The organism is Vreelandella maris, assembly GCF_013371085.1.
Classification (GTDB): Bacteria; Pseudomonadota; Gammaproteobacteria; order Pseudomonadales; family Halomonadaceae; genus Vreelandella; species Vreelandella maris.
On sequence record NZ_JABWCV010000002.1, the window covers coordinates 210,324 to 231,935 of the forward strand.

The 21,612-nt window shown below is 58.2% G+C and carries 18 protein-coding genes; 7 read left to right on the plus strand and 11 right to left on the minus strand.

The features are described from left to right. Positions 1-153: 153 nt before the first annotated feature. The 4 genes from HUO07_RS02375 to HUO07_RS02390 are packed head-to-tail and all read left to right on the plus strand — an operon-like array spanning position 154 to position 4,699. Complete coding sequence (locus HUO07_RS02375; RefSeq protein ID WP_176302222.1) at positions 154-1,590, plus strand: enoyl-CoA hydratase/isomerase family protein; 1,437 nt, start codon at positions 154-156, stop codon at positions 1,588-1,590. Continuing rightward, entirely contained in the window at positions 1,587-2,780 is a 1,194-nt protein-coding gene (locus tag HUO07_RS02380) for an acyl-CoA dehydrogenase family protein (RefSeq protein WP_176302223.1), read from the plus strand. The genes HUO07_RS02375 and HUO07_RS02380 overlap by 4 nt, the downstream gene beginning before the upstream one ends. 10 nt (positions 2,781-2,790) lie before the next feature. Beyond that, the gene (locus tag HUO07_RS02385) at positions 2,791-3,909 is read left to right on the plus strand and encodes an acyl-CoA dehydrogenase family protein (RefSeq protein ID WP_176302224.1); all 1,119 of its coding nucleotides are present in this window, start codon (positions 2,791-2,793) and stop codon (positions 3,907-3,909) included. Between the two features lie 10 nt (positions 3,910-3,919). Further along, positions 3,920-4,699: an enoyl-CoA hydratase/isomerase family protein gene (locus HUO07_RS02390; RefSeq protein WP_176302225.1), complete on the plus strand. Its 780-nt coding sequence runs from the start codon at positions 3,920-3,922 to the stop codon at positions 4,697-4,699. Here the strand turns inward: HUO07_RS02390 and HUO07_RS02395 are convergent. The 7 genes from HUO07_RS02395 to HUO07_RS02425 form a co-directional block, all read right to left on the minus strand. Beyond that, entirely contained in the window at positions 4,681-5,640 is a 960-nt protein-coding gene (locus HUO07_RS02395; RefSeq protein WP_176302226.1) for an NAD(P)H-dependent flavin oxidoreductase, read from the minus strand. The two genes, HUO07_RS02390 and HUO07_RS02395, sit on opposite strands and share 19 nt — an antisense overlap. Positions 5,641-5,844: 204 nt before the next feature. Continuing rightward, complete coding sequence (locus HUO07_RS02400) at positions 5,845-6,771, minus strand: electron transfer flavoprotein subunit alpha/FixB family protein (RefSeq protein WP_176302227.1); 927 nt, start codon at positions 6,769-6,771, stop codon at positions 5,845-5,847. Positions 6,772-6,799: 28 nt separating this feature from the next. After that, a complete protein-coding gene (locus HUO07_RS02405) occupies positions 6,800-7,549 on the minus strand; it encodes an electron transfer flavoprotein subunit beta/FixA family protein (RefSeq protein ID WP_101147005.1) in 750 nt (249 codons plus the stop codon). 125 nt (positions 7,550-7,674) lie between these two features. Next, on the minus strand, positions 7,675-9,060 hold the full coding sequence (locus HUO07_RS02410) for a hypothetical protein (RefSeq protein ID WP_176302228.1): 1,386 nt from the start codon (positions 9,058-9,060) through the stop codon (positions 7,675-7,677). Further along, positions 9,057-9,527: a PaaI family thioesterase gene (locus tag HUO07_RS02415; protein WP_176302229.1), complete on the minus strand. Its 471-nt coding sequence runs from the start codon at positions 9,525-9,527 to the stop codon at positions 9,057-9,059. The genes HUO07_RS02410 and HUO07_RS02415 overlap by 4 nt, the downstream gene beginning before the upstream one ends. Then, positions 9,524-11,125, minus strand: coding sequence for a class I adenylate-forming enzyme family protein (locus tag HUO07_RS02420; protein WP_176302230.1), 1,602 nt, complete (start codon positions 11,123-11,125; stop codon positions 9,524-9,526). The genes HUO07_RS02415 and HUO07_RS02420 overlap by 4 nt, the downstream gene beginning before the upstream one ends. Beyond that, complete coding sequence (locus HUO07_RS02425) at positions 11,125-12,276, minus strand: acyl-CoA dehydrogenase family protein (RefSeq protein ID WP_083023559.1); 1,152 nt, start codon at positions 12,274-12,276, stop codon at positions 11,125-11,127. The genes HUO07_RS02420 and HUO07_RS02425 overlap by 1 nt, the downstream gene beginning before the upstream one ends. Before the next feature lie 194 nt (positions 12,277-12,470). Between HUO07_RS02425 and HUO07_RS02430 the strand changes: the two genes are divergently transcribed. The 3 genes from HUO07_RS02430 to HUO07_RS02440 all read left to right on the plus strand — a co-directional run bounded on the left by HUO07_RS02430 (position 12,471) and on the right by HUO07_RS02440 (position 16,194). Then, positions 12,471-14,003: a 3-hydroxyacyl-CoA dehydrogenase gene (locus tag HUO07_RS02430; protein ID WP_176302231.1), complete on the plus strand. Its 1,533-nt coding sequence runs from the start codon at positions 12,471-12,473 to the stop codon at positions 14,001-14,003. Positions 14,004-14,060: 57 nt separating this feature from the next. Continuing rightward, positions 14,061-15,269, plus strand: coding sequence for a 3-oxoadipyl-CoA thiolase (locus HUO07_RS02435; RefSeq protein WP_176302232.1), 1,209 nt, complete (start codon positions 14,061-14,063; stop codon positions 15,267-15,269). A 103-nt stretch (positions 15,270-15,372) separates the two neighbouring features. After that, positions 15,373-16,194 carry an IclR family transcriptional regulator gene (locus tag HUO07_RS02440; RefSeq protein WP_176302233.1) on the plus strand — a complete coding sequence of 274 codons (822 nt, stop codon included), beginning with the start codon at positions 15,373-15,375 and terminating at the stop codon, positions 16,192-16,194. Here the strand turns inward: HUO07_RS02440 and HUO07_RS02445 are convergent. The 4 genes from HUO07_RS02445 to HUO07_RS02460 are packed head-to-tail and all read right to left on the minus strand — an operon-like array spanning position 16,187 to position 21,525. Then, positions 16,187-18,043, minus strand: coding sequence for a protein kinase domain-containing protein (locus HUO07_RS02445; protein WP_176302234.1), 1,857 nt, complete (start codon positions 18,041-18,043; stop codon positions 16,187-16,189). The two genes, HUO07_RS02440 and HUO07_RS02445, sit on opposite strands and share 8 nt — an antisense overlap. Positions 18,044-18,054: 11 nt before the next feature. Next, a complete protein-coding gene (locus tag HUO07_RS02450; RefSeq protein ID WP_101147018.1) occupies positions 18,055-19,323 on the minus strand; it encodes a 2-oxo acid dehydrogenase subunit E2 in 1,269 nt (422 codons plus the stop codon). Positions 19,324-19,343: 20 nt separating this feature from the next. Next, the gene (locus HUO07_RS02455; protein WP_176302235.1) at positions 19,344-20,321 is read right to left on the minus strand and encodes an alpha-ketoacid dehydrogenase subunit beta; all 978 of its coding nucleotides are present in this window, start codon (positions 20,319-20,321) and stop codon (positions 19,344-19,346) included. A 1-nt stretch (position 20,322) separates the two neighbouring features. Further along, complete coding sequence (locus HUO07_RS02460) at positions 20,323-21,525, minus strand: thiamine pyrophosphate-dependent dehydrogenase E1 component subunit alpha (RefSeq protein WP_176302282.1); 1,203 nt, start codon at positions 21,523-21,525, stop codon at positions 20,323-20,325. Positions 21,526-21,612: the final 87 nt, after the last annotated feature.

The window sequence follows — 21,612 nt, forward strand, 5'->3', positions numbered from 1 at the left end:
AAGGCCGCCTCTGCGCGGCCTTTTGTTTAGCCAACCATGTTCCGCAATGCAGAACGTTGTTTTGCATTATTGACTCCAACGGCGTCTTTCGCCATGATCACCTCATTCCGAATAACAACTTTAAATTTCATATAGCGAAATACAGGAGCCACTATGAGTGTTCACTACCAGCGACATGGCGAGGTCGGCGTCATCAGTATCGCTAACCCGCCCGTCAACGCATTGAGCCAAGCGGTGCGTAGCGGCTTGCTCAGCGCCCTGGAAGAGGGGTTGATCGACCAGCAGGCCCAAGCACTGGTGGTGATGGCAGAGGGGCGCACCTTCATCGCCGGGGCCGATATACGTGAATTTGGTAAGCCACCTCAAGCGCCACTGCTATCGGATGTCATTACACAGCTAGAAGCCTGCCCTAAACCGCTCATCGCATCGCTACACGGCACTGCGCTGGGCGGCGGCTTAGAAGTCGCGCTGGGTTGCCACTATCGAATTGCGCTGACAGACACCCGCGTTGGCTTACCAGAAGTGAAGCTTGGCTTACTGCCCGGCGCAGGCGGTACCCAGCGGCTGCCCCGTTTGGTAGGCGTGGAAAGATCCTTAGACATCATTACCAGCGGGCGCTTTGTGGAAGCCGCTGAAGCGCAGGATATCGGCATTATTGATGCGATCAGCTATGCCCAAACACCGCTGGAAGCGGGTTTGGCAGCGGCAAAAGAGGTATTGGCGGGACAACAGCAGGCGCGCATCACCGGGCAGTTACCCGCTCCAGAGGCCAATCCCCAGGCCATTGCTGCCATGCGAGAGCAGCTTGAAACCAGCGTACCAGCTCTGTTCTCTCCGTTTCGCATTGTGGACGCCGTTGACGCCTGCACCAAAGCCACATCTCTGGAAGAGGGTTTGCGCCGCGAGCGTGAGCTATTTCTTGCCTGTATGGACTCCCCGCAGCGCGCAGGGCTGATTCACCTCTTTTTTGCCGCTAGAAATCCCCATGTCGTCCCTGGCGTAGACAATGCTGAGCCCTTTGCGCAGATCGCCCTCATCGGTGAGCACACGCTGTTTGAGACGTTTCATACCGCCGCCCAGCGCGCCAACATAACGCTTACCGATACCTCAAACGATAGCACCGAGCTGTGCCTGCTCGCCCCTGGCGAAGATGTCAGCGCCTGCCCTTCTCAAGCCGTCACCGTAGCGCTGCAGCCACTCACCGACAGTGCCTCAGCCACACTCCTAAGCCTAGTACTTGCCGAGCGCGGCCCGTTCCATGAATTGGTGAATCACCACGCCAGCGCGACCGACCAGCAGCGGGCTGCCTTAACGCTCAAAGCGCTGCGGGCCAACGTGGTGGTTAGCAAGTCGCCTAGCGTATTGAGCACGCTGTATAACGCCGCAACGCAAGCGCCCGACAACGACGCTCAGTCAGCCATGGAGCAGGCGAGCCTGACGCTAGCACAGCAAGGCGCCTGCTACCGCGAGAGCGATATTGATCTGTTGGCGGTGGAAGCGTTGGGCTACCCACGCCATTTAGGCGGGCCGCATCGCCATGCCACTCTGCAATCCACTTTATCGACGCCTTCCAAGGATGCTCACTCATGAACCTGACGTTTAGCCCCGAAGAGCAGGCATTCCGCGAGGAAGTCCGCCGATTTTTAGCCGATTCACTGCCGAGTGACATCCGTGAGCGCGTGCGCCTAGGCCGCCATCTGCGCGCCGATGACCACATCCGCTGGCAGAATATTCTCAGCGATCAAGGGTGGCTTGCCGCCAACTGGCCTGTTGAGCACGGCGGCCCAGGCTGGGGTCCGGTGCAGCGGCATATCTTCGATGAAGAGTGCGCCGCCGCCCACGCCCCCACAGTGGTGCCCTTTGGCGTCAATATGGTCGCGCCAGTGATCATGAAATTTGGCAGTGTGGAGCAGCAACAGCACTACCTGCCGCGGATTCTTAATAACCAAGACTGGTGGTGCCAAGGTTATTCTGAGCCGGGTGCTGGCTCGGATTTGGCGGGCCTATCCACCCGCGCCGTGCTCGATGGCGACCACTACATCGTCAACGGGCAGAAAACCTGGACCACCCTAGGCCAGCACGCCAATATGATGTTCTGTTTGGTGCGCACCGACCCCCACGCGAAAAAACAGGCGGGTATCAGCTTCTTGCTGATCGATATGCAGACCCCCGGCATTACCGTACGGCCGATTATCACCCTCGACGGCGCTCATGAAGTCAACGAAGTGTTTCTCGATAATGTCCGCGTGCCGGTAGAAAACCGCGTGGGTGAGGAGGGCCAAGGCTGGACCTGCGCCAAATTCTTGCTTACCCACGAGCGCACCGGCATTGCCGGGCTTGGTCACGCCAAACAGGCGCTGCGCCATTTGAAGTCCCTCGCCTCCCGTATGCAGCATCGCGGCAAGCCACTTTTATCGCTCCCCAGCTTTCGCCAACGAGTGGTCAAAGCAGAGCTTGAGCTGATGGCGCTGGAAGTGACTAACCTGCGCGTGATTGCCGCAGCGCGGGATGGCGGCGTGCCGGGTGCAGAAAGCTCGCTGCTAAAAGTGCGTGGCTCTGAGCTGCGCCAAGAGATCAGCGAGCTCACCCGCCGTGCGCTTGGCCCTGCTGCCCTGCCATTCTTCCCCGAGTTTCTCCATGGTGATGCGTCGCTAGATGACGAATACGCCCAAGGCGCTGCCGCCAGCGCCCAGTATTTTAATCGTCGCAAGCTGTCGATTTATGGCGGTGCCAACGAGATTCAAAAAAGCATCGTCGCTAAAACCATTTTAGGTATGTAAGGGAGTCACCATGGATTTTGCACTCACCGACGAGCAGCGCATGCTCGAAGAGACACTCACACGCTTGGTGGCCGATCAGGTAACGCCCGAGCAGCGCCGCGCTATGCTGGAAGCGCCAGCCCAAGGGGCCAGCCCGCTATGGCGCACGTTTGCCGAGCTGGGCCTGCTGCATATGCCGTTTAGCGAAGACGTAGGCGGGCTAGGCGGCGACGGCACCGATGTAATGATTATTATGCAAGCGTTGGGGCGCGGCTTGGTGCCGGAAGCGTACCTGTTTGGGTTAATCATGCCCGGGCAGCTGCTTGCGCTATGCGCCAACTCATCACAGCAGGAGCGCTGGCTGGCACCATTGTTGGAAGGTGAACACCAGCTCGCCTTGGCTTGGCAAGAACACACCGCCCGCTATGACGCTTTCGATATTTCGACTCAAGCGAGCCAACACAATGGCCAGTGGCAGCTTAACGGCCGCAAAGATGTCGTGATGAACCTCAGCAATGCCGCCGCCACGCTGGTGACCGCCCAACTGCCTACCGGCAAGCTAGGGCTGTTTATCATCCCTGCGGACACTCAAGGCGTCACCTTACAGACCTATCGTACGATGGATGATCAGCCCGCCGGTAACCTAACGTTGGACAGCGTAGCACTGCCGCTAGAGAACTGCCTAAGCGAAGACGTAAATGATGCACTGGCAGAGGTACTGGCCCTGGGCCGCGCCGCGCTGTGTGCCGAGGCCATTGGCGCCATGGAAAACGCCTGCGACCAAACCTTGGCCTATTTAAAAGAGCGCAAGCAGTTTGGCCTACCGCTGGCCACGTTCCAGTCACTGCAGCACCGCATGGTGGATATGCACCTTCACCTAGAACAGTCGCGCTCCATGGCGATTCTCGCCGCCACCAGCCTCTCGCTGCCTGCTGACGAGCGGGACTATAAAATCGCCGCTGCCAAGGCTTACTGCGGCGAGTCTGCTCGCTTTATTGCGGAACAGGCCATTCAGCTTCATGGCGGCATGGGTATGACCGAAGAGTGCTACGTGGCCCACTACGCCAAACATCTAGTGATGTTTGACCACTACCTGGGCGACAGCGACTATCACCTTGAAACAGTGAGCGAACAGCTCGACGCCGCCTAAGGAGTAGCTCATGCGCAGTGAAGAAACGTCACTTGTACGCGTTGAGACTACCGAGGGCGGTATCGCCGAAGTGACCATTGCGCGCCCTGCGGTGCGCAATGCCCTCAACGAGCCTACGGCCCTGGCGCTCAATGACGCATTAGCCACCGTGGCAACTGACCCGCAGGTGCGCTGCGTGATCCTTAGCGGTGAAGGTAGCGCCTTTTGTGCCGGTGCCGATTTAGCAGAATTCGAAAAGGCCTCCACCCAGCCCGCAAGCCAACGTCTGGCAACGCTTTTTCTGCCTGCGCTGCGCAGCATGATGACGATGGAAAAGCCCGTAATCGCCGCCGTGAGCGGCGCTGCCGCGGGGATTGGTGTGTCCTACGTGCTGGCCAGCGATATGGTGGTGATGGGCCGCTCGGCTTACCTAAAACTGGCCTTTATCAATATTGGCTTGATTCCCGACGGCGGCGCTTGCTGGCATTTGGTACGCAAGCTTGGCCACGCCCAAGCTTTTGAGATGGCAGCGCTTGCTACCCCAATGGATGCAGAGCGCTGCGTGGCGCTGGGCCTGGCCAACCGAGCAGTGGAAGATGATCAGGTGTTAGCGGAAGCACGAGCGCTGGCACAGGCCCTGGTGGCTCAATCACCTCAAGCGCTGGGAGCAACGAAACGGGCCATGCGGCGGGCGGCAAACCTGTCGCTTGACGACACGCTAACGCTTGAAGGTGCGCTGCAGGATGAGTGTAAGGCCACCGAGGATTTTCACTCCCGCGTGGCTGCTTTTCGTCAACGCCGCCGCAATTGATTCAGCGCTTGTTGATAATCAGCACGCAGCGTGGCTACTTCATCGGCCACGCTGTTCAGTGTGGTAATACCGCCCACTCCCTGCCCGGCACCCCAAATATCCCGCCACGCTTTTGCCTTGCTGCTGCCGCCTGATCCATAGCGCATGGCGCTTTTGTCGCCCTCTGGCAGTGCCTCTGGGTTAAGCCCGGCCAGCTCGATGCTTTGGCGCAGGTAGTTACCGTGCACGCCAGTAAATAGGTTGGTATAGACGATATCCCCCGCAGCGGCTTCCAGTACCATCTGCTTGTACGCGGGCTGAGCATTGGCTTCCTGGGTTGCAATAAAGCGCGTGCCCATATACACCATGTCCACGCCCAGCGCCTGGGCGGCGGCGATCTGCTCGCCTTTGGTTATCGCCCCTGCCAGCACCAGCGGACCATCGTAAAACTGCCTGACCTCCGCCACAAAGGCGAAGGGGTTAAGCCGCCCCGCATGACCGCCTGCCCCATGGCAGACCAAAATCAGCCCATCTACCCCGGCATCGATGGCTTTTCTAGCGTGCCTCAACGTGGTCACGTCATGAAACACCAGGCCACCATAGGCGTGCACTTGCTCGACCACCCGATTGGGCGCATGCAGGCTGGTAATGATCAGTGGCACCTTGTACTCAGCGCATAGCGCCACATCATGCTCCAGGCGGTCATTGGTGGGGTGCACGATCTGATTCACCGCAAACGGCGCGGCGGGCTGCTGCGGATTCTGAGCGTTATAGTCGTCTAAGGTATCGGTAATCTGCTGCAGCCACTCCCGAAGCAATTCCGCAGGCCTGGAGTTCAGCGCCGGAAACGCGCCAATAATCCCCGCCTGACACTGGGCAATGACCAGCTCAGGGCCAGAAACAATAAACATGGGAGAGCCGATGACCGGTAGCGTCATCGAGGCAGTCAGTTGGGTTAGCATGGAAAACTCGCTAGTTATTATTGTGAACCAATACTGCAAAAGGCCCCACTGGGCCTTTCAATAAGATGTCACACTGCAGTGGTATGGTCGGAACAACCCTACGCGGGGGCGCTGTGAACCCATCCATGGGCGCTACTTTCGCCATCCATGGCGAAAGACCCCCGCTACGGGTTATTCCGACCAAGACGTGGATGCAAGAAGCTTTTACAGCTTGCTTTCAAGCTCCGGCAGGATCTCGAACAGATCCCCGACCAGGCCGTAGTCGGCCACCTGGAAGATCGGTGCTTCGTCGTCTTTGTTGATCGCGACGATTACCTTGGAATCCTTCATGCCCGCCAAGTGCTGAATCGCACCGCTGATACCCACCGCAATGTACAGGTCGGGTGCGACGATTTTACCGGTCTGACCCACCTGCATATCGTTAGGCACGAAGCCGGCGTCTACCGCCGCGCGAGAAGCGCCGATGGCGGCGCCCAACTTGTCGGCAATGCCGTTCAGCAGCTTGAAGTTTTCACCGTTGCCCATGCCGCGGCCGCCGGAGATGACGACCTTGGCGCCGCCGAGTTCTGGGCGGTCGCTTTGCGCCAGCTCTTGCTTCACAAAGCTGGACTGGGTGTTTTCCACCACGGTATCGACGGCTTCGATCGTTGCACTGCCGCTACTGCCCACCGCATCGAAGCCGGTGGTACGCACGGTGATGACTTTCAGCGCGTCATCGCTTTTGACCGTGGCAATGGCGTTACCGGCGTAGATCGGGCGCAGGAAGGTATCGGCACTTTCAACACCCAGCACATCCGATAGCTGGCTGACGTCTTTTAACGCGGCCAGGCGCGGCAGGACGTTTTTGCCGGTGGTGGAGGCACTGGCCAGCACGTGGCTGTAATCATCGGCCAGCGCGACCAGCAGCGCGCCCATGGGCTCGGCAAGCTGGTGGGCGTACACGGCGTTATCGGCAACGCGTACTTTGTTGACGCCGTCGAGCCTGGCAGCGGCGTCTGCTGCTGCCTGAACGCCTTCACCGGCGACCAGAATATCAATATCGCCACCGATGGCTTGGGCGGCCACCACGACGTGGGCGGTGGCGCCAGCCAGTTGGCCTTCGTGTAGATCCGCAAGTACCAGAATGCTCATGGCATCAACTCCTTTCAAAGCACTTGTTTTAAAGAACTTTGGCTTCGTTTTTCAGTTTGTCGATCAGCTCGTCTACCGAGGCCACTTTGATACCGCCTTTGCGCTCGGCGGGGGATTCCACCTTGAGCAGCGTGACCTTGGAGGCCACCTCAACGCCATAGTCGGCGGGGGTTTTGACATCCAGCGGCTTTTTCTTGGCCTTCATGATGTCTGGCAGCTTGGCGTAGCGCGGCTCGTTGAGGCGCAGGTCGGTAGTGACGATCGCCGGGAGTGTCAGCGCGACGGTTTGCAGGCCGCCGTCGATTTCACGAGTGACATTGACCTTGTCGCCGTCTACCGCGACTTCTGAGGCGAAGGTGCCTTGCGGCAGATTGGTCAACGCGGCGAGCATCTGGCCGGTCTGGTTGTTGTCGGTGTCGATGGCCTGCTTGCCGAGAATCACCAGACCCGGCTGCTCTTCGTCCACCACTTTGGCCAGCAGTTTGGCCACTGCCAACGATTCGGCGCGCTCGTCGGTTTCGATATGAATGGCGCGATCAGCGCCCAGGGCTAGCGCGGTACGCAGCTGCTCTTGGGCGGCCTTGGGGCCCACGGTCACGGCCACGACTTCGGTCGCCACGCCCTTCTCTTTCAGGCGCACGGCTTCTTCCACGGCAATTTCGCAGAAGGGGTTCATGGCCATTTTGACGTTGGTAAGGTCCACATCAGAATGATCCGCTTTGACGCGGATTTTGACGTTGTAGTCGATGACGCGTTTCACCGCGACGAGGATTTTCATAAGGCATGCTCCAGCGATTGAACCATCGGCTTTTTATTCCGCATAGCAAAATAATATTTCACTTTATAAAAATAACAATAAAAAAACGCCTGCCAAAGGTCAAGCGTTTCCTTGAACAGCCCAACTCAGAAAGGCGACCAACCAAACCATAACGCCAGCAGCGGTATCGCCGCGATCAGAAAGCGCCCGTTCCAGCGGTAACCGATGCGGGTGGCGGGTACGCCAGTAAAGCGCGATAGAATCAGCATGGAAGCGGTCATTGGTGATGACATCAGCGCCAGCGCCCAGCCTACCATTAACGATGCCCCAATCAGCTCAGGCGTTAACCCCTCGATGCCCAGCGTGGGGAGCAAGCCCACCAACAGCGTCACCGTAACAATCGGGTTGACGCCTATTTGCGCTAGCCCCACCACCATCAGCATGGCCAACACCGCATTTAAAGTGCCCAGCGGGTCAAGCACTGCCAATAACGGTGCAAGCTGCTGGGTGTCCACCAAGCCCACGCATACATGCCCCAAATAGCCTGCCGCCCCCAGCACCACGATTTCATTAGCGCTGGGAGACAGCAACCAAGGTAGCTGACGATGCACCGCCGTTATGGCGGCAGGCAATCCACCATAGCCTAGCCTGCGACGCTGCCAAGCCAGCCATAAAAGCGCCCCGGTAGGCGCGCCCAGCAGCGCGGCAATGGGTAGTCGTAAGTCCAGCAGCCACGCAATGGAAAACACCAGCGCCACAATGCCGATTAGCAAAACGCTAAACTGCGCCAACGGGCGCAGCGACGGGGTGACATAGGTTTTATTGGCGGGTGGGTGCGGGCCGGTGAAATAGTCCACCGCCCAGCCCGCCATAAAAATCAGCGCGGCGGCCCCTAGAATATAGGGTGCCAGCTGTGGCCAGGTGACCTGGGGAAGGCTTGAAAGCACCACGGCCACCCCAATACCCATGGGCGAAATTAGCGGTGCCAGCGAAAATCCGCGCAGCAGCGCCAGCATCATGCGCCGCTGACGGGCCGCGCGCACCCAGGCGCGCCCTTGGGCGGCACTCAGGGTATTGCTCTTCTCGATCATCGCGGCGAAGAGATTCAGCACGCCAATGTTCAGAATGATGCCAAACAGCGCCGAGCCCAGGGATAAGATCGGGTAGCGGCGGCTAGGCGGCTGAAGCAGCATGCTTTGCCCGCAGCGGCGCACTAAACGAGAGCGATAGGCAGGTAGGCGCAACATGCTCAGCGCCACCACAAAGGTAGCAAAAAACGCGAAACGCCCACTCGCCTCAAACAGCAGCTGCCCAGGCGTAGGCGAGCGCCACAGCGCGAGCAGTGTGAGTACGCCAGCGGCACACAGCAGCCCCTTGGCCATGCGGGTGAGTTGACCTTTCAGGGTCATCAAATAGAGCAGCAGCGCAACAATGCCTGCGGCTTGCCACGCCACGCTGCCACCCACCAAATGAATCAGCGTGGCAAGCGTCACCAGTAGCAAACAGGAAACCCGCAGGCGGGCTGGGCTCACTCGCTAGGCTCCCTCAACTGCGGGTCGGGAACGCCTTGTGACGATTCGCTGCCGCTACGGCGACGAAAAGAGCCTTCGCCCATAGCGACGAGATTGCCCTGCTCATCCACGATCTCACCGCTGGTCATGAAGGTTTTTTGCCCGCCGCCACGCAGCGTGCCCGTGGCCCGTAACACGCCTTGCCGAGCAGGCCCCACAAAGGTGGTGGTAAGTGACAGCGTCATCCCACGACGAATATTCCCCGGCACATCGCAGTGCAGGCCCGCTAGGCTCAGGGCGCTGTCCAGCATGGAAGCCAGTACGCCGCCGTGCACGTTGCCGCTGCGGTTGAGGTGCTTGGGTTCAATGGTGAGTTCCACCACCGCGCGCCCCTCTTCCCACTCCACCACGTGCATGCCCAGCAATTCGTGATAACCCATCAGCGCCTGGGGCGTTGTGGAAGCGATTGCGCTGTCTGTTTCGCTCATAAAGCGCTCTCCTGCTGGGCCAAGTCGCGTAGCCGACCTTTCAAAATCTTACCGCTGGCGGTGGAAGGCAGCGCATCCATCAGCACAATTTGGGTCGGCCGCTTATAGGGGGCTAGCCGTTCGGCAATAAAGGCTTTGAGCTCTACCATATCTACTTCAATACCCGGCTCGCACTGCACAAATGCCACGACCTCTTCATTGCCTGCCACCTGCCGCCCGACGACTGCGGTTAAGGTCACCGCAGGATGCTCATTGATCACTGCTTCCACATCCGGCGGGTAGATATTGAAGCCCGAGCGAATAATCAGCTCTTTACTGCGGCCCACGATATAGAGCTGATCGTCGTGATCCAGCTTGGCGATATCACCGGTATTGAGCCAGCCATCTTCCATTAAGGTGGCGCGGGTGGCGTCCGGCTGGCGGAAGTAGCCCTTCATGATATTAGGGCCACGCACCCACAGCTCGCCGATCTCATCGCCTGCCTTTTCTGACGTGCCGCTGCTGCCTAGGGGCTCTAACCGATACTCCAACAGCGGCAGCACGCGGCCCACGGTGCTGCTCTGGTGGCGGTCTTCAATGCGGGTTTGACTAATCGTTGGGCTGGCTTCGGTGAGGCCGTAGCCATTGTGCAGCGTTAGGCCAAACGCAGCTTCAACACGGGTTTTGGTATCGCTATCCAGCGGCGAGCCACCTGCGGAGATATAGATAAGCGCAGGCGCTTCTAGCACGCGCTGCTCACGCTTCAAATACTCCAGGGCGCGGGCATACATGGCGGGCACGCCTTGGAGCACCGTAATACGCTCCTCTTTCAACGTTGCCAACAGCTGAGCAGCCTCGAAACGCGGCACGGTGTACAGGCACGCGCCGTTATACAGCGAGCCCATACACACTGATGAGAGGCCAAACACATGAGACATCGGCAGCACGCCATACACCCGCTGCCCTTCGCTCAGATGGCGCATGCCGCCGGAAATAGAAGCGATATACAGAATACCGCGATGGGTCAGCATGACGCCTTTCGGCGTACCGGTGGTGCCTGAGGTGTAGATCATCGCGGCTACCTGCTCGGCACCGCTGGTGTGAACAGGCTCTGGCTCGCTCTCAAATAGCGGTGAAATCGCTAGGCCGCCGAGCTGCGGATGCTGATAGCGGTCAGCCGCGTGGCGCTCGGCGTGCTGGCTCGCCTCTTGGGAGGCTTCGCAGGTGTAAAACACTCGGCGAGGCAGGCAGTTGCCCTGGATTAGATCCACTTCTTGAGCGGAGAGGCGCGAATTGACAATCGCGACCCAAACATCCATTTCACTGGCGGCCAACAGCAGTACCACCAGGGCACGGCAGTTTTCACTGACCGTCATAATACGGTCGCCGGGCCGTACGCCTAAATTAGCTAACCACTCGCAGGCGGCATGAATCTCTTGCCCCAGCTCGGCGTAGCTCCAGCGAACGTTGCCATCCACAAGCGCGGGGTGATCCGCTAGGCGTTTCGCATTTTCCAGCACGCGGGTGCTCAAGCGCTCGGGAAGTTCTGCTAACAGCTCGCTTGCCAGACGGCCAAAGATCTTCTCATCTGGCGCTTGGTAAGGGACCGACAGAGCCATTAGGACGCCTCCCGCACCATGTTCCGGGCAATCACCAGCTGCTGAATTTGCGTCGTCCCTTCGTAAATGCGGAACAAGCGCACATCGCGGTAGAAACGCTCAACGGCGTATTCCGACATATAGCCCGCACCGCCGTGCACCTGCACGGCGCGATCCGCGACGCGACCCACCATCTCGGCACAGAACAGCTTGCAGCAGGAGGCTAGGGTTGAGACGTTTTCGCCATCATCCTTGCGGCGTGCGGCGTCCATGACCATGGTTTTACCTGCGTAGGCTTCGGTTTTGCTATCTGCCAGCATGGCCTGCACCAGCTGATGCTCCGCCAGCGGCGCACCAAACTGCTTACGTTCCATGGTGTAGCGCAGCGACTCTTCAACCAAACGCTCGGCCACGCCCACACACACGGCGGAAATATGCAGTCGCCCACGGTCGAGCACTTTCATAGCGGTTTTAAAGCCTTGCCCCTCTTTGCCGCCAATGATGTTTTCAGCCGGTACACGGCAGTTATCAAAAATGATGTCGCAGGTATGCGCGCCCTTCTGGCCCATCTTGTTATCCGCAGGGCCGCGAATCAGACCAGGCGTATTGCCTTCAACAATAAAGGCAGAGATACCGCCAGCGCCTTTGTTGTCTGGGTCGGTACGCGCCATGACGGTGAACAGGTCTGCTTCCGGGCCGTTGGTGATATAACGCTTGGTGCCGTTCAATACGTAGTGGTCGCCATCGCGCACGGCGGTGGTCCGCAGGCTAGCGGCATCAGAGCCTGAATCCGGCTCAGTCAAACAGAACGAGCTGAGTATCTCACCTGTGGCCAGGCGCGGCACGTATTTGGCTTTTTGCTCTTCAGTGCCATCGATCAAAATCCCCTGGGCGCCAATGCCATTATTGGTGCCAAATACTGAACGGAACGCGGGAGAGGTTTTGCCAATTTCCATTGCCACCAGGGCTTCCTCTTCCATAGTCAGCCCTAAGCCGCCGTACTCTTCAGGAATGGATAGCCCGAACAGCCCCATCTCCTTCATTTCCGCCAGGATCTCGGCGGGCACTGCATCCTCTTCGGCAAGCCGTGCCTCATTGGGAATCAAACGCTCCCGGACAAAGCGGGCAATGGTATCAACCAACTGATTCAGCAGTTCGGGATCACGGATCATAACGGCTCCTGGTGGCAACGATATTTTTATGGTTGGCGTTCGCACGGGCAGTGAGGCCTGCAAGAATTCTGCATGGCGAAACTAGTGTTCACTCTCTTGTCAGGCACTTTTGCATAGCCTAGGATGGCAGTCAATAAACGAAATACTATTTTGCAATGCAGAACAACAAACTCTTGCAGCGAGGATTTTGACCTATGTCCAACGACGCAGTCGCCCATTCGTTCAACACTCTTGGCATTGTCGGCACGGGGGCCATGGGTAGAGGGATAGCTCAGCTTGCCGCGCAGGCAGGCCTGAACGTGATGCTATTTGATGTTAAAGAAGGCGCGGTGGCGGAAGCGACTGCCTTTATTAATGGGTTATGGCAGCGCAGCGCCGACAAGCAGCGTATTACCCAAGCCCAAGTCGAGCAGTACAGCGAGCGATTGATCGAGGCCCGCGACCTCGCCGCCCTCGCCCCCTGCGATATCGTCGTTGAAGCGATTATCGAGAAGCTGGAAGCCAAACAGGGGCTGTTTAGCGATTTAGAAGGCATTGTTCGCCAGGATGCCGTGCTCGCCACCAACACCTCTTCGCTGTCTGTTACCGCAATTGCTGCCGCCTGCCAGCACCCAGAGCGCGTGATTGGCTTTCACTTTTTCAATCCCGTCCCGCTGATGAAAATTGTGGAAGTGATTCCGGGGTTACGTACCGCTAACGATGTCACCCAGCGGGTCAATGCCTTGGGCACCGCCATGGGCCACTTTACCGCCCAGACCACCGATACCCCTGGCTTTCTGGTCAATCACGCCGGGCGCGCTTTTGGCACCGAAGCGCTGCGCGTTCTGAGTGAGAGCGTGACCGACCCCGCCACCATTGACCGCATCATGGTGGATCAAGGCGGTTTTCGAATGGGGCCGTTTACCCTGCTGGACCTGACCGGCCTGGATGTTTCCCATGCGGTGATGGAGTCGGTGTACCACCAGTATTATGAAGAGCCGCGCTTTCGCCCTTCACCGCTCACCCGCCAGCGGCTCTCAGCAGGCCTGCTGGGCCGCAAAACCGGTGAAGGCTTTTATCGCTACGTGGATGGCCAGCAGCAGATACCGGAAGAGCCCGCCATTGCGACAGCCTCGCCTTGCCCCGTGTGGATCAGCCAAGACGACTCTGGCAGCGCCGCGCAGCTTGCCGAACTGGTCACCAAGGCGGGCTGGCCACTAGAAAGTGCGGATCAGCCTTCGTCAGAGGCGCTGTGCCTGCTGACACCGCTGGGCGAAGACACCACGCAGTGCGCCCTGCGCCAAGGCTTGAATGCCGAGCAGTGCGTCGCGGTGGATATGCTGGCGGGGCTGGATAAGCGCCGCAGCCTGATGGCCTCCCCCCTTACCCGACCCGAACTAGTCAATGCCGCCGCCAGCCTGTTGAATGCTGACGGCACGCCGGTCAGCACGCTTCAAGACAGCACTGGCTTTGTACTGCAGCGAGTAGTGGCCTGCATCGTCAACGTCGGGGCAGATATCGCACAGCAAGGCGTCGCTGCACCCGCCACTATTGATCGTGCGGTAGAACTTGGCCTGGGCTACCCATTTGGCCCGCTGCGCATGGGCGACCATTACGGCACTTCGCGCATCCTGACCATTTTGAACAACCTATTAGACGCCACCGGTGACCCCCGCTATCGCCCTAGCCCGTGGCTGCGCCGCCGCGCCGCGCTGGGCATGTCTCTCACTGACGGGCCAACGGGCTGACACCCCTCAGTTTCAATTACGGCTCAAGTAAGGCTTACACAAACAAGGAAAATAACCATGCAAGACGCCTACATTTACGACGGATTACGTACCCCTTTTGGTCGCCATGGCGGCAGCCTAGCGGCCATTCGCCCGGATGAACTGCTGGGCTTAACGCTAAAAGCACTGGTGGCGCGTAATCCGTTTGCCCCGGAAAGCTACGAAGAAGTGTTGGCGGGCTGTACTAACCAGGCGGGGGAAGATTCCCGTAACGTGGCCCGTCACGGTGCGCTGCTGGCGGGCCTGCCCATTGAAGTCGCGGGTCAAACCGTCAACCGTCTGTGCGGTAGTGGCCTAGCCGCGATGATGGATGCCGCCCGTGCCGCTCGCTTAGGCGAAGGTGAGCTATTTTTGGCTGGCGGCGTGGAGTCTATGTCCCGCGCGCCTTACGTGCTGGGCAAAGCCGACTCCCCCTACGCTCGCAATCAGCCGATGTTTGATACCGTGATTGGCTCGCGCTTCCCCAACCCGTGGATTGCCAAAGAATACGGCAGCCACAGCATGCCGGAAACTGCCGATAACATTGCCCACGACCTGAACATTGGCCGCGAGGCCAGCGACGCCTTTGCCGCCCGCTCCCAAGCGCGCTATGCCAAGGCGCTGGCAAACGGCTTTTATGAGGGAGAAATGTTTGGGGTAGACGTGCCTCAAGGGCGCAAACAGCCGCCGCTGTTGGTAGATAAAGACGAGCACCCCCGGGCTGAAAGCACCGAGGAGAAACTGGCCAAACTCGGCGCGCTGTTTGAAGGCGGTGTCGTGACCGCAGGCAACGCTTCTGGATTAAACGACGGGGCTGCCGCGCTGATTGTCGGCACGCGTGCAGCAGGCGAGCGCGCTGGGCTTGCTCCGCGGGCGCGTATTGTTGCCAGTGCCGTGGCGGGCGTAGCCCCCCGTGTCATGGGCCTGGGGCCAGTACCCGCCTCGCAAAAAGCACTGGCTCGGGCTGGCCTTTCGCTTGAACAAATGGACGTGATTGAAATTAACGAAGCCTTTGCGGTGCAGGTATTGGGCTGCGTTCAGCAGTTGGGGCTTTCCGCCGACGACCCGCGCCTAAACGCCAACGGTGGTGCCATTGCCATTGGCCACCCGCTGGGTGCCTCGGGCGCACGTTTGGCGCTCACTGCCCTGCGCCAGCTAGAAGCCACCGGCGGGCGCTATGCGCTGGTCACCATGTGCATTGGCGTCGGTCAAGGCATCGCCACGATTATCGAGCGCCTGGATGGCTAAAGCGGTGTTATGAGGCAGGCGTTTTCGTTGATGAGCATGAAAGCTACCCCTAAGTAGATATGCCATAATGCACACCATAAGCCACCTATTGTTGGGAAATTGAATGCAACCCACCGACTCAGATGCTGAAGAGCCGCAACCGCCTGGAAAAGATCGTAACTTTGTGACCGCGCTGGCGCGTGGCCTTGAGCTGCTACGTGCCTTTGGAACCGGTGAGGAGTATTTAGGGAATGCCGAGCTTTCTAATCGCACCGCTATTCCTCGGCCTACGGTGTCACGGCTCACCTATACGCTGACCCAGTTGGGTTATCTTCAGCACAACACGCATCTTGAGAAGTATCGTCTTGGCCCCGGAGTGCTGGCGTTGGGTTATCGTTTTCTGGCAAACATGGGCATTCGCGAGGTCGCCCGGCCGCATTTGCAGAAGTTTGCCGATGCCACCGACTGTAATGTCAGCCTGGGAAGCGCTGACCGTAGTGATATGGTTTACCTGGAAACCTGCCATGGTAGCGGGCCGCTCATCATTCGTCTGGATGTGGGGTCGCGCTTGCCTATTGCCACTTCAGCCATTGGTCGTGCTTGGCTTTGCGGCTTGCCCGCTGCCCGTCGTCAGCAATTAATGCATGAACTGGCGGACGTCCATGGCAGCGATTGGCCAGCGCTGGAAGCGGGTATCCAGCAAAGCTTGAGAGACTATGCTGAGTACGGTTTCTGTCTCTCCGAGCAGGATTGGCAGCGCGACATCAGCGCCGTGGCCATGCCGCTCATCCTGGAAGATGGCGCCGAGGTCATGGCCATCAACTGCGGCGGCTCCAGCCTGCGCCTGGATCACGACCGCTTGGTCAATAATTTGGGACCTCGACTTAAAGAGGTAGCAGAACAGATCAAACAGGAGCTGGCGCCCCGTTATCGTTCGGCTAGGTAGCGTCTCCGAGCGACGATCGCCTGGCGACCTCCCGTGGGTCGCGTGGGTAGTAGCGTTCTGGCTGGCTTGCCAAGTGGGTGAAATAGCGGGTGTCTTTATAGGGCATTTTCATATAGCCCGAGACGCCCAGCCCCTCGATCTGATTGACCGATGACAGGATCCGAGCCAGTAGCGTTCGAAACTCGGCTTCTCTGGCGGGGTCGAGCAGGCGATAATAGCTGTGAATCTTGAGGTGCTGAGGTAATGCTTCAAAAATGATCATGCCGGTATGGTGTATATCGTTGAGCTGCTGTAGCACGTGCATTATTGCTTCTGGCAGCACCAGCAGTTCTTCTGGGTCGGGACCGTCCTCGAAGTAGCTGTGTTGACGGGTACGGTCCTCCAGCTCAGGTACCGCGCTCAGCTCATAGCCAATCGCCATGTTCGGTTCGCTGAAAAACGCCTCATCTGCACTGGCGCGCTCCAGGTGAAGAGTCTGGCGGGCATTGAACAAGCAGCTTTTGAACACTCCCTGACGGTGAATGGCACGCGCCAGATGCACCATATTGTTGACCGCTTCAATGAAGGCGGGCTTCAGTGCTGGATCATGGAGGTTGAGCGATGAGTCGATATAGACCCCTTCTCGCTCCCAGCGTACCGCCAACCCACCTACCACTGGATACTTGCCCAACCGGCTGACGGAGGCCAGAAAGGCTTTTTCGGTTTCCCCCATGCCCTGCATGAACTGTTTGTAGTAGCGATCAAGCTGCACATCGTTGACGTCATTGAGCGTTTCCTGGGCATTTGCTTCACGCAAAAAGGCCTTCCGCGAGCTGTAGACGACCGTATCGATCTCCTGCCGGGCAGGTCTTGCCCATACCGGCACTAGCGGCACCTTTACCGATTCGGGGAGATCAATCATCACTACCTTAGCCATGCGTGCCATGTTGGCCAAAAAGTAGTCGCCCGCTTTACGACGGGCTTGTGGATCGGGATCCAGCATGCCATCCAGCGTACGCGCAAATTCCATGGGCAGTCCCAGGGAGCTGGCGGGAATGGCACGATGCCCAAAACGGCAGGACTGAGCCGACGCCAATGCGTATAAGGTGCCTGCAGTGCCCTGCTCATCAAAACGCGGCGAAGAGAGCGCCCCATTGAGCTGCTCTTCACCAATAAAGTAGACATCGCCCAGCCGGGCATTGGTTTGCTGCAGATTATCCGACATCAATTCCATGACATTGGCGCTTACAAACTGCAGTTGAGCATCTAGTTGCGCAAAAACCGACGATCCCCAGTCAATCAACGCTATCGCCTCCTGCTCAGGGTCGAAAACCACATTGGAGGGTTTGATATCTCCATGCACAACAGGGCGCGCCTGGGGACCAGACTCGCGGCGCAAAGCGAGTAGGATATCGGCCAACTGCGCGGCGATACGCACGATCAAGCGGGGTGAGAGACGCCCCTGCCGCAGCGAGACTTGTTCGAGATTCCAACCCGGTGCACGCTCCATGACTAGAATGGATTGCCCCCGGGAGCGCTGATAGGCTACTAATCCGGGAATACGTGGGTGTGACACCTGATCGAGCATGAACGCCTCTTCCTCAAGGCGTTCCTGGAGATGCGTCGGCAGGGTAATGCGTGAGAACTTGAAGACATAATGGTGGTTAGCACCTTGCTGGAGGGTACTACCCGCGAAGACAAAGCCGTAAGCACCCTTACCGATCAACTCGATGCCTTGGTAACCCAGTTGGGTGAGCTGCGCCTGGCACAGCGCCACCCAGTCCTTGAGTTTACGGGCATCGTGATGGCTCAGCAGATAAACCGACTGCTCTTCGGGGATATAAAACTGCTGAAGCGGTGCCTGGGACATAAGTCGCCTTGCTAACCCAAGTGAAGCAACATGGTCTCGGGATCTTCCAGAAAGCCCTTCCAGCTATTACAGAAGCGCGCAATGGTGCCGCCATCGATGAAGCGATGATCCCCTGCCCAGGTAATGGTCATGATGGCACGTCGCTGAACCTCGCCCTTCGCATCGAACCTGGGCAGCCACTGTGTTTTACCTATAGCAACGATAGCGGCTTCCGGTGCGTTGATGATAGGAGCCGCGTAGGTGCCACCGAGCGCACCAATATTGGAAATACTGATGGTTCCGCCTTTAAGATCCGCTTGATCAACGCGTCCTTCCCGTGCCGCCGTAGTTAGCCGCGCCACTTCCCGGGCAATCTCAAGCAAGGATAAGCGTTCGACGCGTTTGACATTGGGCACCATGAGGCCTGCCTTGCTATCCACTGCCATGCCGATATTACACTGGGAGAAGTAGTGCAGCGCGTCACCCGCCGCATTTAACTGTGCGTTTACAATGGGTTCTTCTGAGATCGCTAACGCCATGGCTTTCATAAAGAACGGCATTAGCGTTAGCCGCTCGCCTTTTGACTCTGCCACTGGTTTCAAACGCTCACGCATTGCCAACAGCGCTGTTACGTCAATCTCTTCACCATAATGAAAATGAGGAATCGTGCTGGCCGACTCCACCATTCGTTTGGCCATTACCGCCCGCACGCCGCGTAACGGCTCCACCCTGGGCGCTTCCTCTACACTACTAGATGGAACAGCCTGCGACGATGTCATGGCTGCGCCAGCAGGCTGTTCAAGGTGCGCCAATACGTCTTCCTTAAGCACACGACCATCTTTACCACTGCCTGCGATATCGGTCAGATTGAGCTGATGCTCTCGCACCAATCTTCGCACCGCGGGGCTGGCGGGTACTTTCCCGTGGGTGGCCAACGTTGGCGCGGTTGGCGCTACGGCTGTGTGCGCTGCAGCTCTATCCGTTGCCGCATCGGTACTAGTGATTGGCGTAGACGGTAAGGCATCCGGCGTAACTTCCGGTTTGCTGGGCTCGGCTTGTACTTCTCCTTCGGCCTGATAGGCGTATAAGGGAGCATGCACCTTGGCAATCTGACCCTGAGCCACATACAGCTTGGTAACGACACCGGCTTCGTGGGCGGTAATTTCCACCAGCGCTTTGTCGGTCATGACTTCAACGATGGGCTGGTCTTCTTCAATTTGATCGCCTTCAGCGACGCGCCATTCGACGACTTCGCACTCGACAATGCCTTCGCCAATATCGGGCAGTAAAAAATCGCTCATTGTTCTCCTCCTCCTCAGCGCTAAAAGTTGACGCTTTCGCGAATCGCTTCAAAAATCTTCAGGTGATCGGGCAGATACTCTTTCTCCAGCACCAGCGGAAAAGGCGTATCCAGCCCTGTTACCCGGGCGATGGGCGATTCCAGATAGAGGAAACAACGTTCCTGAATGGTGGCGGCAATTTCACCGGCAAAACCACCGGTTAAAGGTGCTTCATGGCTCACGACCAACCGGCCGGTCTTGAGCACGGATTCCACGACAGTGTCCGCGTCCCAAGGCAGTAGTGAGCGCAGGTCGATCACTTCACAGGCGATCCCCTGCTCTTCGGCCAGCTCGACGGCTTTGCCAATCACTTCCATCTGCGCACCCCAGCCCACCACGGTAATGTCGGTGCCCTCCTTGGTGATCTCGGCCTCACCAATGGGCAGCTGATAATCCTCTTCGGGCACTTCACCTACCGCGGCGCGATAGAGGCGTTTAGGCTCTAGAAAAAGCACTGGGTCCGGGTCTCGAATGGCCGCAAGCAGGAGCCCCTTTGCTTGGTAAGGATTACGCGGTACGACTACTTTCAAGCCGGGGGTATGGGTGAAATAGGCTTCAGGGGACTGAGAGTGATAGAGCCCACCGGCGATTCCGCCGCCGTAAGGGGTACGAATGGTCAGCCCGCCCACATTGAAAAGATCCCCTGAGCGATAGCGGAACTTGGCGGTTTCGTTAACGATTTGGTCGAACGCGGGAAAGATATAGTCTGCAAACTGGATTTCTGCGACCGGTACCGAGCCTTGAGCCGCCAGACCATTGGCAAAGCCGATGATCCCCTGCTCCACTAGCGGTGTATTGAAACAGCGAGCCTTGCCGTACTTTTCCTGCAGATGGCTTGTCGCCCGGAAGACACCGCCGAAAATCCCCACATCCTCACCAAAGCAAATGACCTTTTCATCTTCTGCCATGGCGATATCGAGCGCATTATTGATCGCCTGAAGCATGTTCATTGTGGCCATGTTACGCCTCTCCCTGCGAATCAGTGTCAGTGCCCACGTCCAGATCCAGCGATTTCGCCCCGCGTGGATAAGCGTCTGGATAGCGACGAATATGGCGCTTCAGTTGATCAAACTGACGCTGCAGCGCAGGTGTAATGTCGGCATAGACATCGCTGATCAAACTCTCAAGCGGAGGCGATGCGCGCTTCTCGGCACGTTTTAACGTATCAAGCACTTCCCGGCGCAGGGCTTCTTGCTGGGTACTCTCCTCTTCCTCACTCCACCACTGCTTTTTCAACAGCCATTTTTTTAGCCGCAGCACGGGGTCTTTGGCGCGCCATACCTCTTCTTCATCCTTGGAGCGATAGCCGGAGGGGTCATCCGAAGAGGAGTGAGCAGCCAGACGATAACTCATGGCCTCGATCAAGACAGGCTGGTTACGCTCAACGGCAATCTTGCGCGCCTGACGAGTGGCCTCATAGACCGCCAACACGTCATTGCCGTCCACGCGTATCACGTGCATATGGTACCCAAACGCTCGTGGGGCAATACCATCGGCGGCGAACTGCTCTACGGCAGGCGTGGAAATGGCATAGCCGTTGTTACGGCAGAAGAAAATCACTGGCACCTGATGTACTGAGGCCATATTGAGTGCGGCGTGGAAATCGCCTTCGGAAGCAGCACCTTCGCCAAAGAAGGTCAGCGTACAGTGACCATCACCAGCAAGTTTTTGCCCATAGGCGTAGCCCGTGGCCTGTGGAATTTGCGTAGCCAGGGGGGAAGAGATGGTCATGTAGTGCAGCTTGCGCGACCCATAGTGGATCGGCATTTGGCGGCCTTTGCCGTAGTCCAACTCGTTGCCAAACAGCTGGTTCATAAATTCATCGATTGAGAAGCCGCGATACATCAGAGCGCCCTGCTCGCGGTACTGGGCCATGATCATGTCGGCATCATCAAGCGCGGCAGTTGCGCCCACTACGGCGGCCTCTTCCCCCGTACACTGCATATAGAAACTAAGCCGCCCCTGACGCTGGGCTGCCATCATTCGTTCGTCGAGAATACGCGTGGCCAGCATTGCCTGGTAAATGCGCCGGGCATGATCACGCTCAAGCGCCGGTTCAATGGCGCCGTCATGTAGCTCGCCTTCCGGACAAAGCAGGCTAAAGGTGGGAATCGAAAATTCGTCGCCGGTCATGAAGTCCGGCTGGTGCACGTACTCAGTCATCATTATTGTCCTTGTTTTACCCCTTTTGAGGGCAGTGTTGTTGGTATTGACCATTTTTGCCAGTGGATTTATCTGGCATGAGTCAAA

Bases quoted from the DNA above. Each gene is read 5' to 3' on its own strand.
- HUO07_RS02375 (WP_176302222.1), top strand. From the start codon at position 154: ATGAGTGTTCACTACCAGCGACATGGCGAGGTCGGCGTCATCAGTATC.
- HUO07_RS02380 (WP_176302223.1), top strand. From the start codon at position 1,587: ATGAACCTGACGTTTAGCCCCGAAGAGCAGGCATTCCGCGAGGAAGTC.
- HUO07_RS02385 (WP_176302224.1), top strand. From the start codon at position 2,791: ATGGATTTTGCACTCACCGACGAGCAGCGCATGCTCGAAGAGACACTC.
- HUO07_RS02390 (WP_176302225.1), top strand. From the start codon at position 3,920: ATGCGCAGTGAAGAAACGTCACTTGTACGCGTTGAGACTACCGAGGGC.
- HUO07_RS02395 (WP_176302226.1), bottom strand. From the start codon at position 5,640: ATGCTAACCCAACTGACTGCCTCGATGACGCTACCGGTCATCGGCTCT.
- HUO07_RS02400 (WP_176302227.1), bottom strand. From the start codon at position 6,771: ATGAGCATTCTGGTACTTGCGGATCTACACGAAGGCCAACTGGCTGGC.
- HUO07_RS02405 (WP_101147005.1), bottom strand. From the start codon at position 7,549: ATGAAAATCCTCGTCGCGGTGAAACGCGTCATCGACTACAACGTCAAA.
- HUO07_RS02415 (WP_176302229.1), bottom strand. From the start codon at position 9,527: ATGAGCGAAACAGACAGCGCAATCGCTTCCACAACGCCCCAGGCGCTG.
- HUO07_RS02420 (WP_176302230.1), bottom strand. From the start codon at position 11,125: ATGGCTCTGTCGGTCCCTTACCAAGCGCCAGATGAGAAGATCTTTGGC.
- HUO07_RS02425 (WP_083023559.1), bottom strand. From the start codon at position 12,276: ATGATCCGTGATCCCGAACTGCTGAATCAGTTGGTTGATACCATTGCC.
- HUO07_RS02430 (WP_176302231.1), top strand. From the start codon at position 12,471: ATGTCCAACGACGCAGTCGCCCATTCGTTCAACACTCTTGGCATTGTC.
- HUO07_RS02435 (WP_176302232.1), top strand. From the start codon at position 14,061: ATGCAAGACGCCTACATTTACGACGGATTACGTACCCCTTTTGGTCGC.
- HUO07_RS02440 (WP_176302233.1), top strand. From the start codon at position 15,373: ATGCAACCCACCGACTCAGATGCTGAAGAGCCGCAACCGCCTGGAAAA.
- HUO07_RS02445 (WP_176302234.1), bottom strand. From the start codon at position 18,043: ATGTCCCAGGCACCGCTTCAGCAGTTTTATATCCCCGAAGAGCAGTCG.
- HUO07_RS02450 (WP_101147018.1), bottom strand. From the start codon at position 19,323: ATGAGCGATTTTTTACTGCCCGATATTGGCGAAGGCATTGTCGAGTGC.
- HUO07_RS02455 (WP_176302235.1), bottom strand. From the start codon at position 20,321: ATGGCCACAATGAACATGCTTCAGGCGATCAATAATGCGCTCGATATC.
- HUO07_RS02460 (WP_176302282.1), bottom strand. From the start codon at position 21,525: ATGACTGAGTACGTGCACCAGCCGGACTTCATGACCGGCGACGAATTT.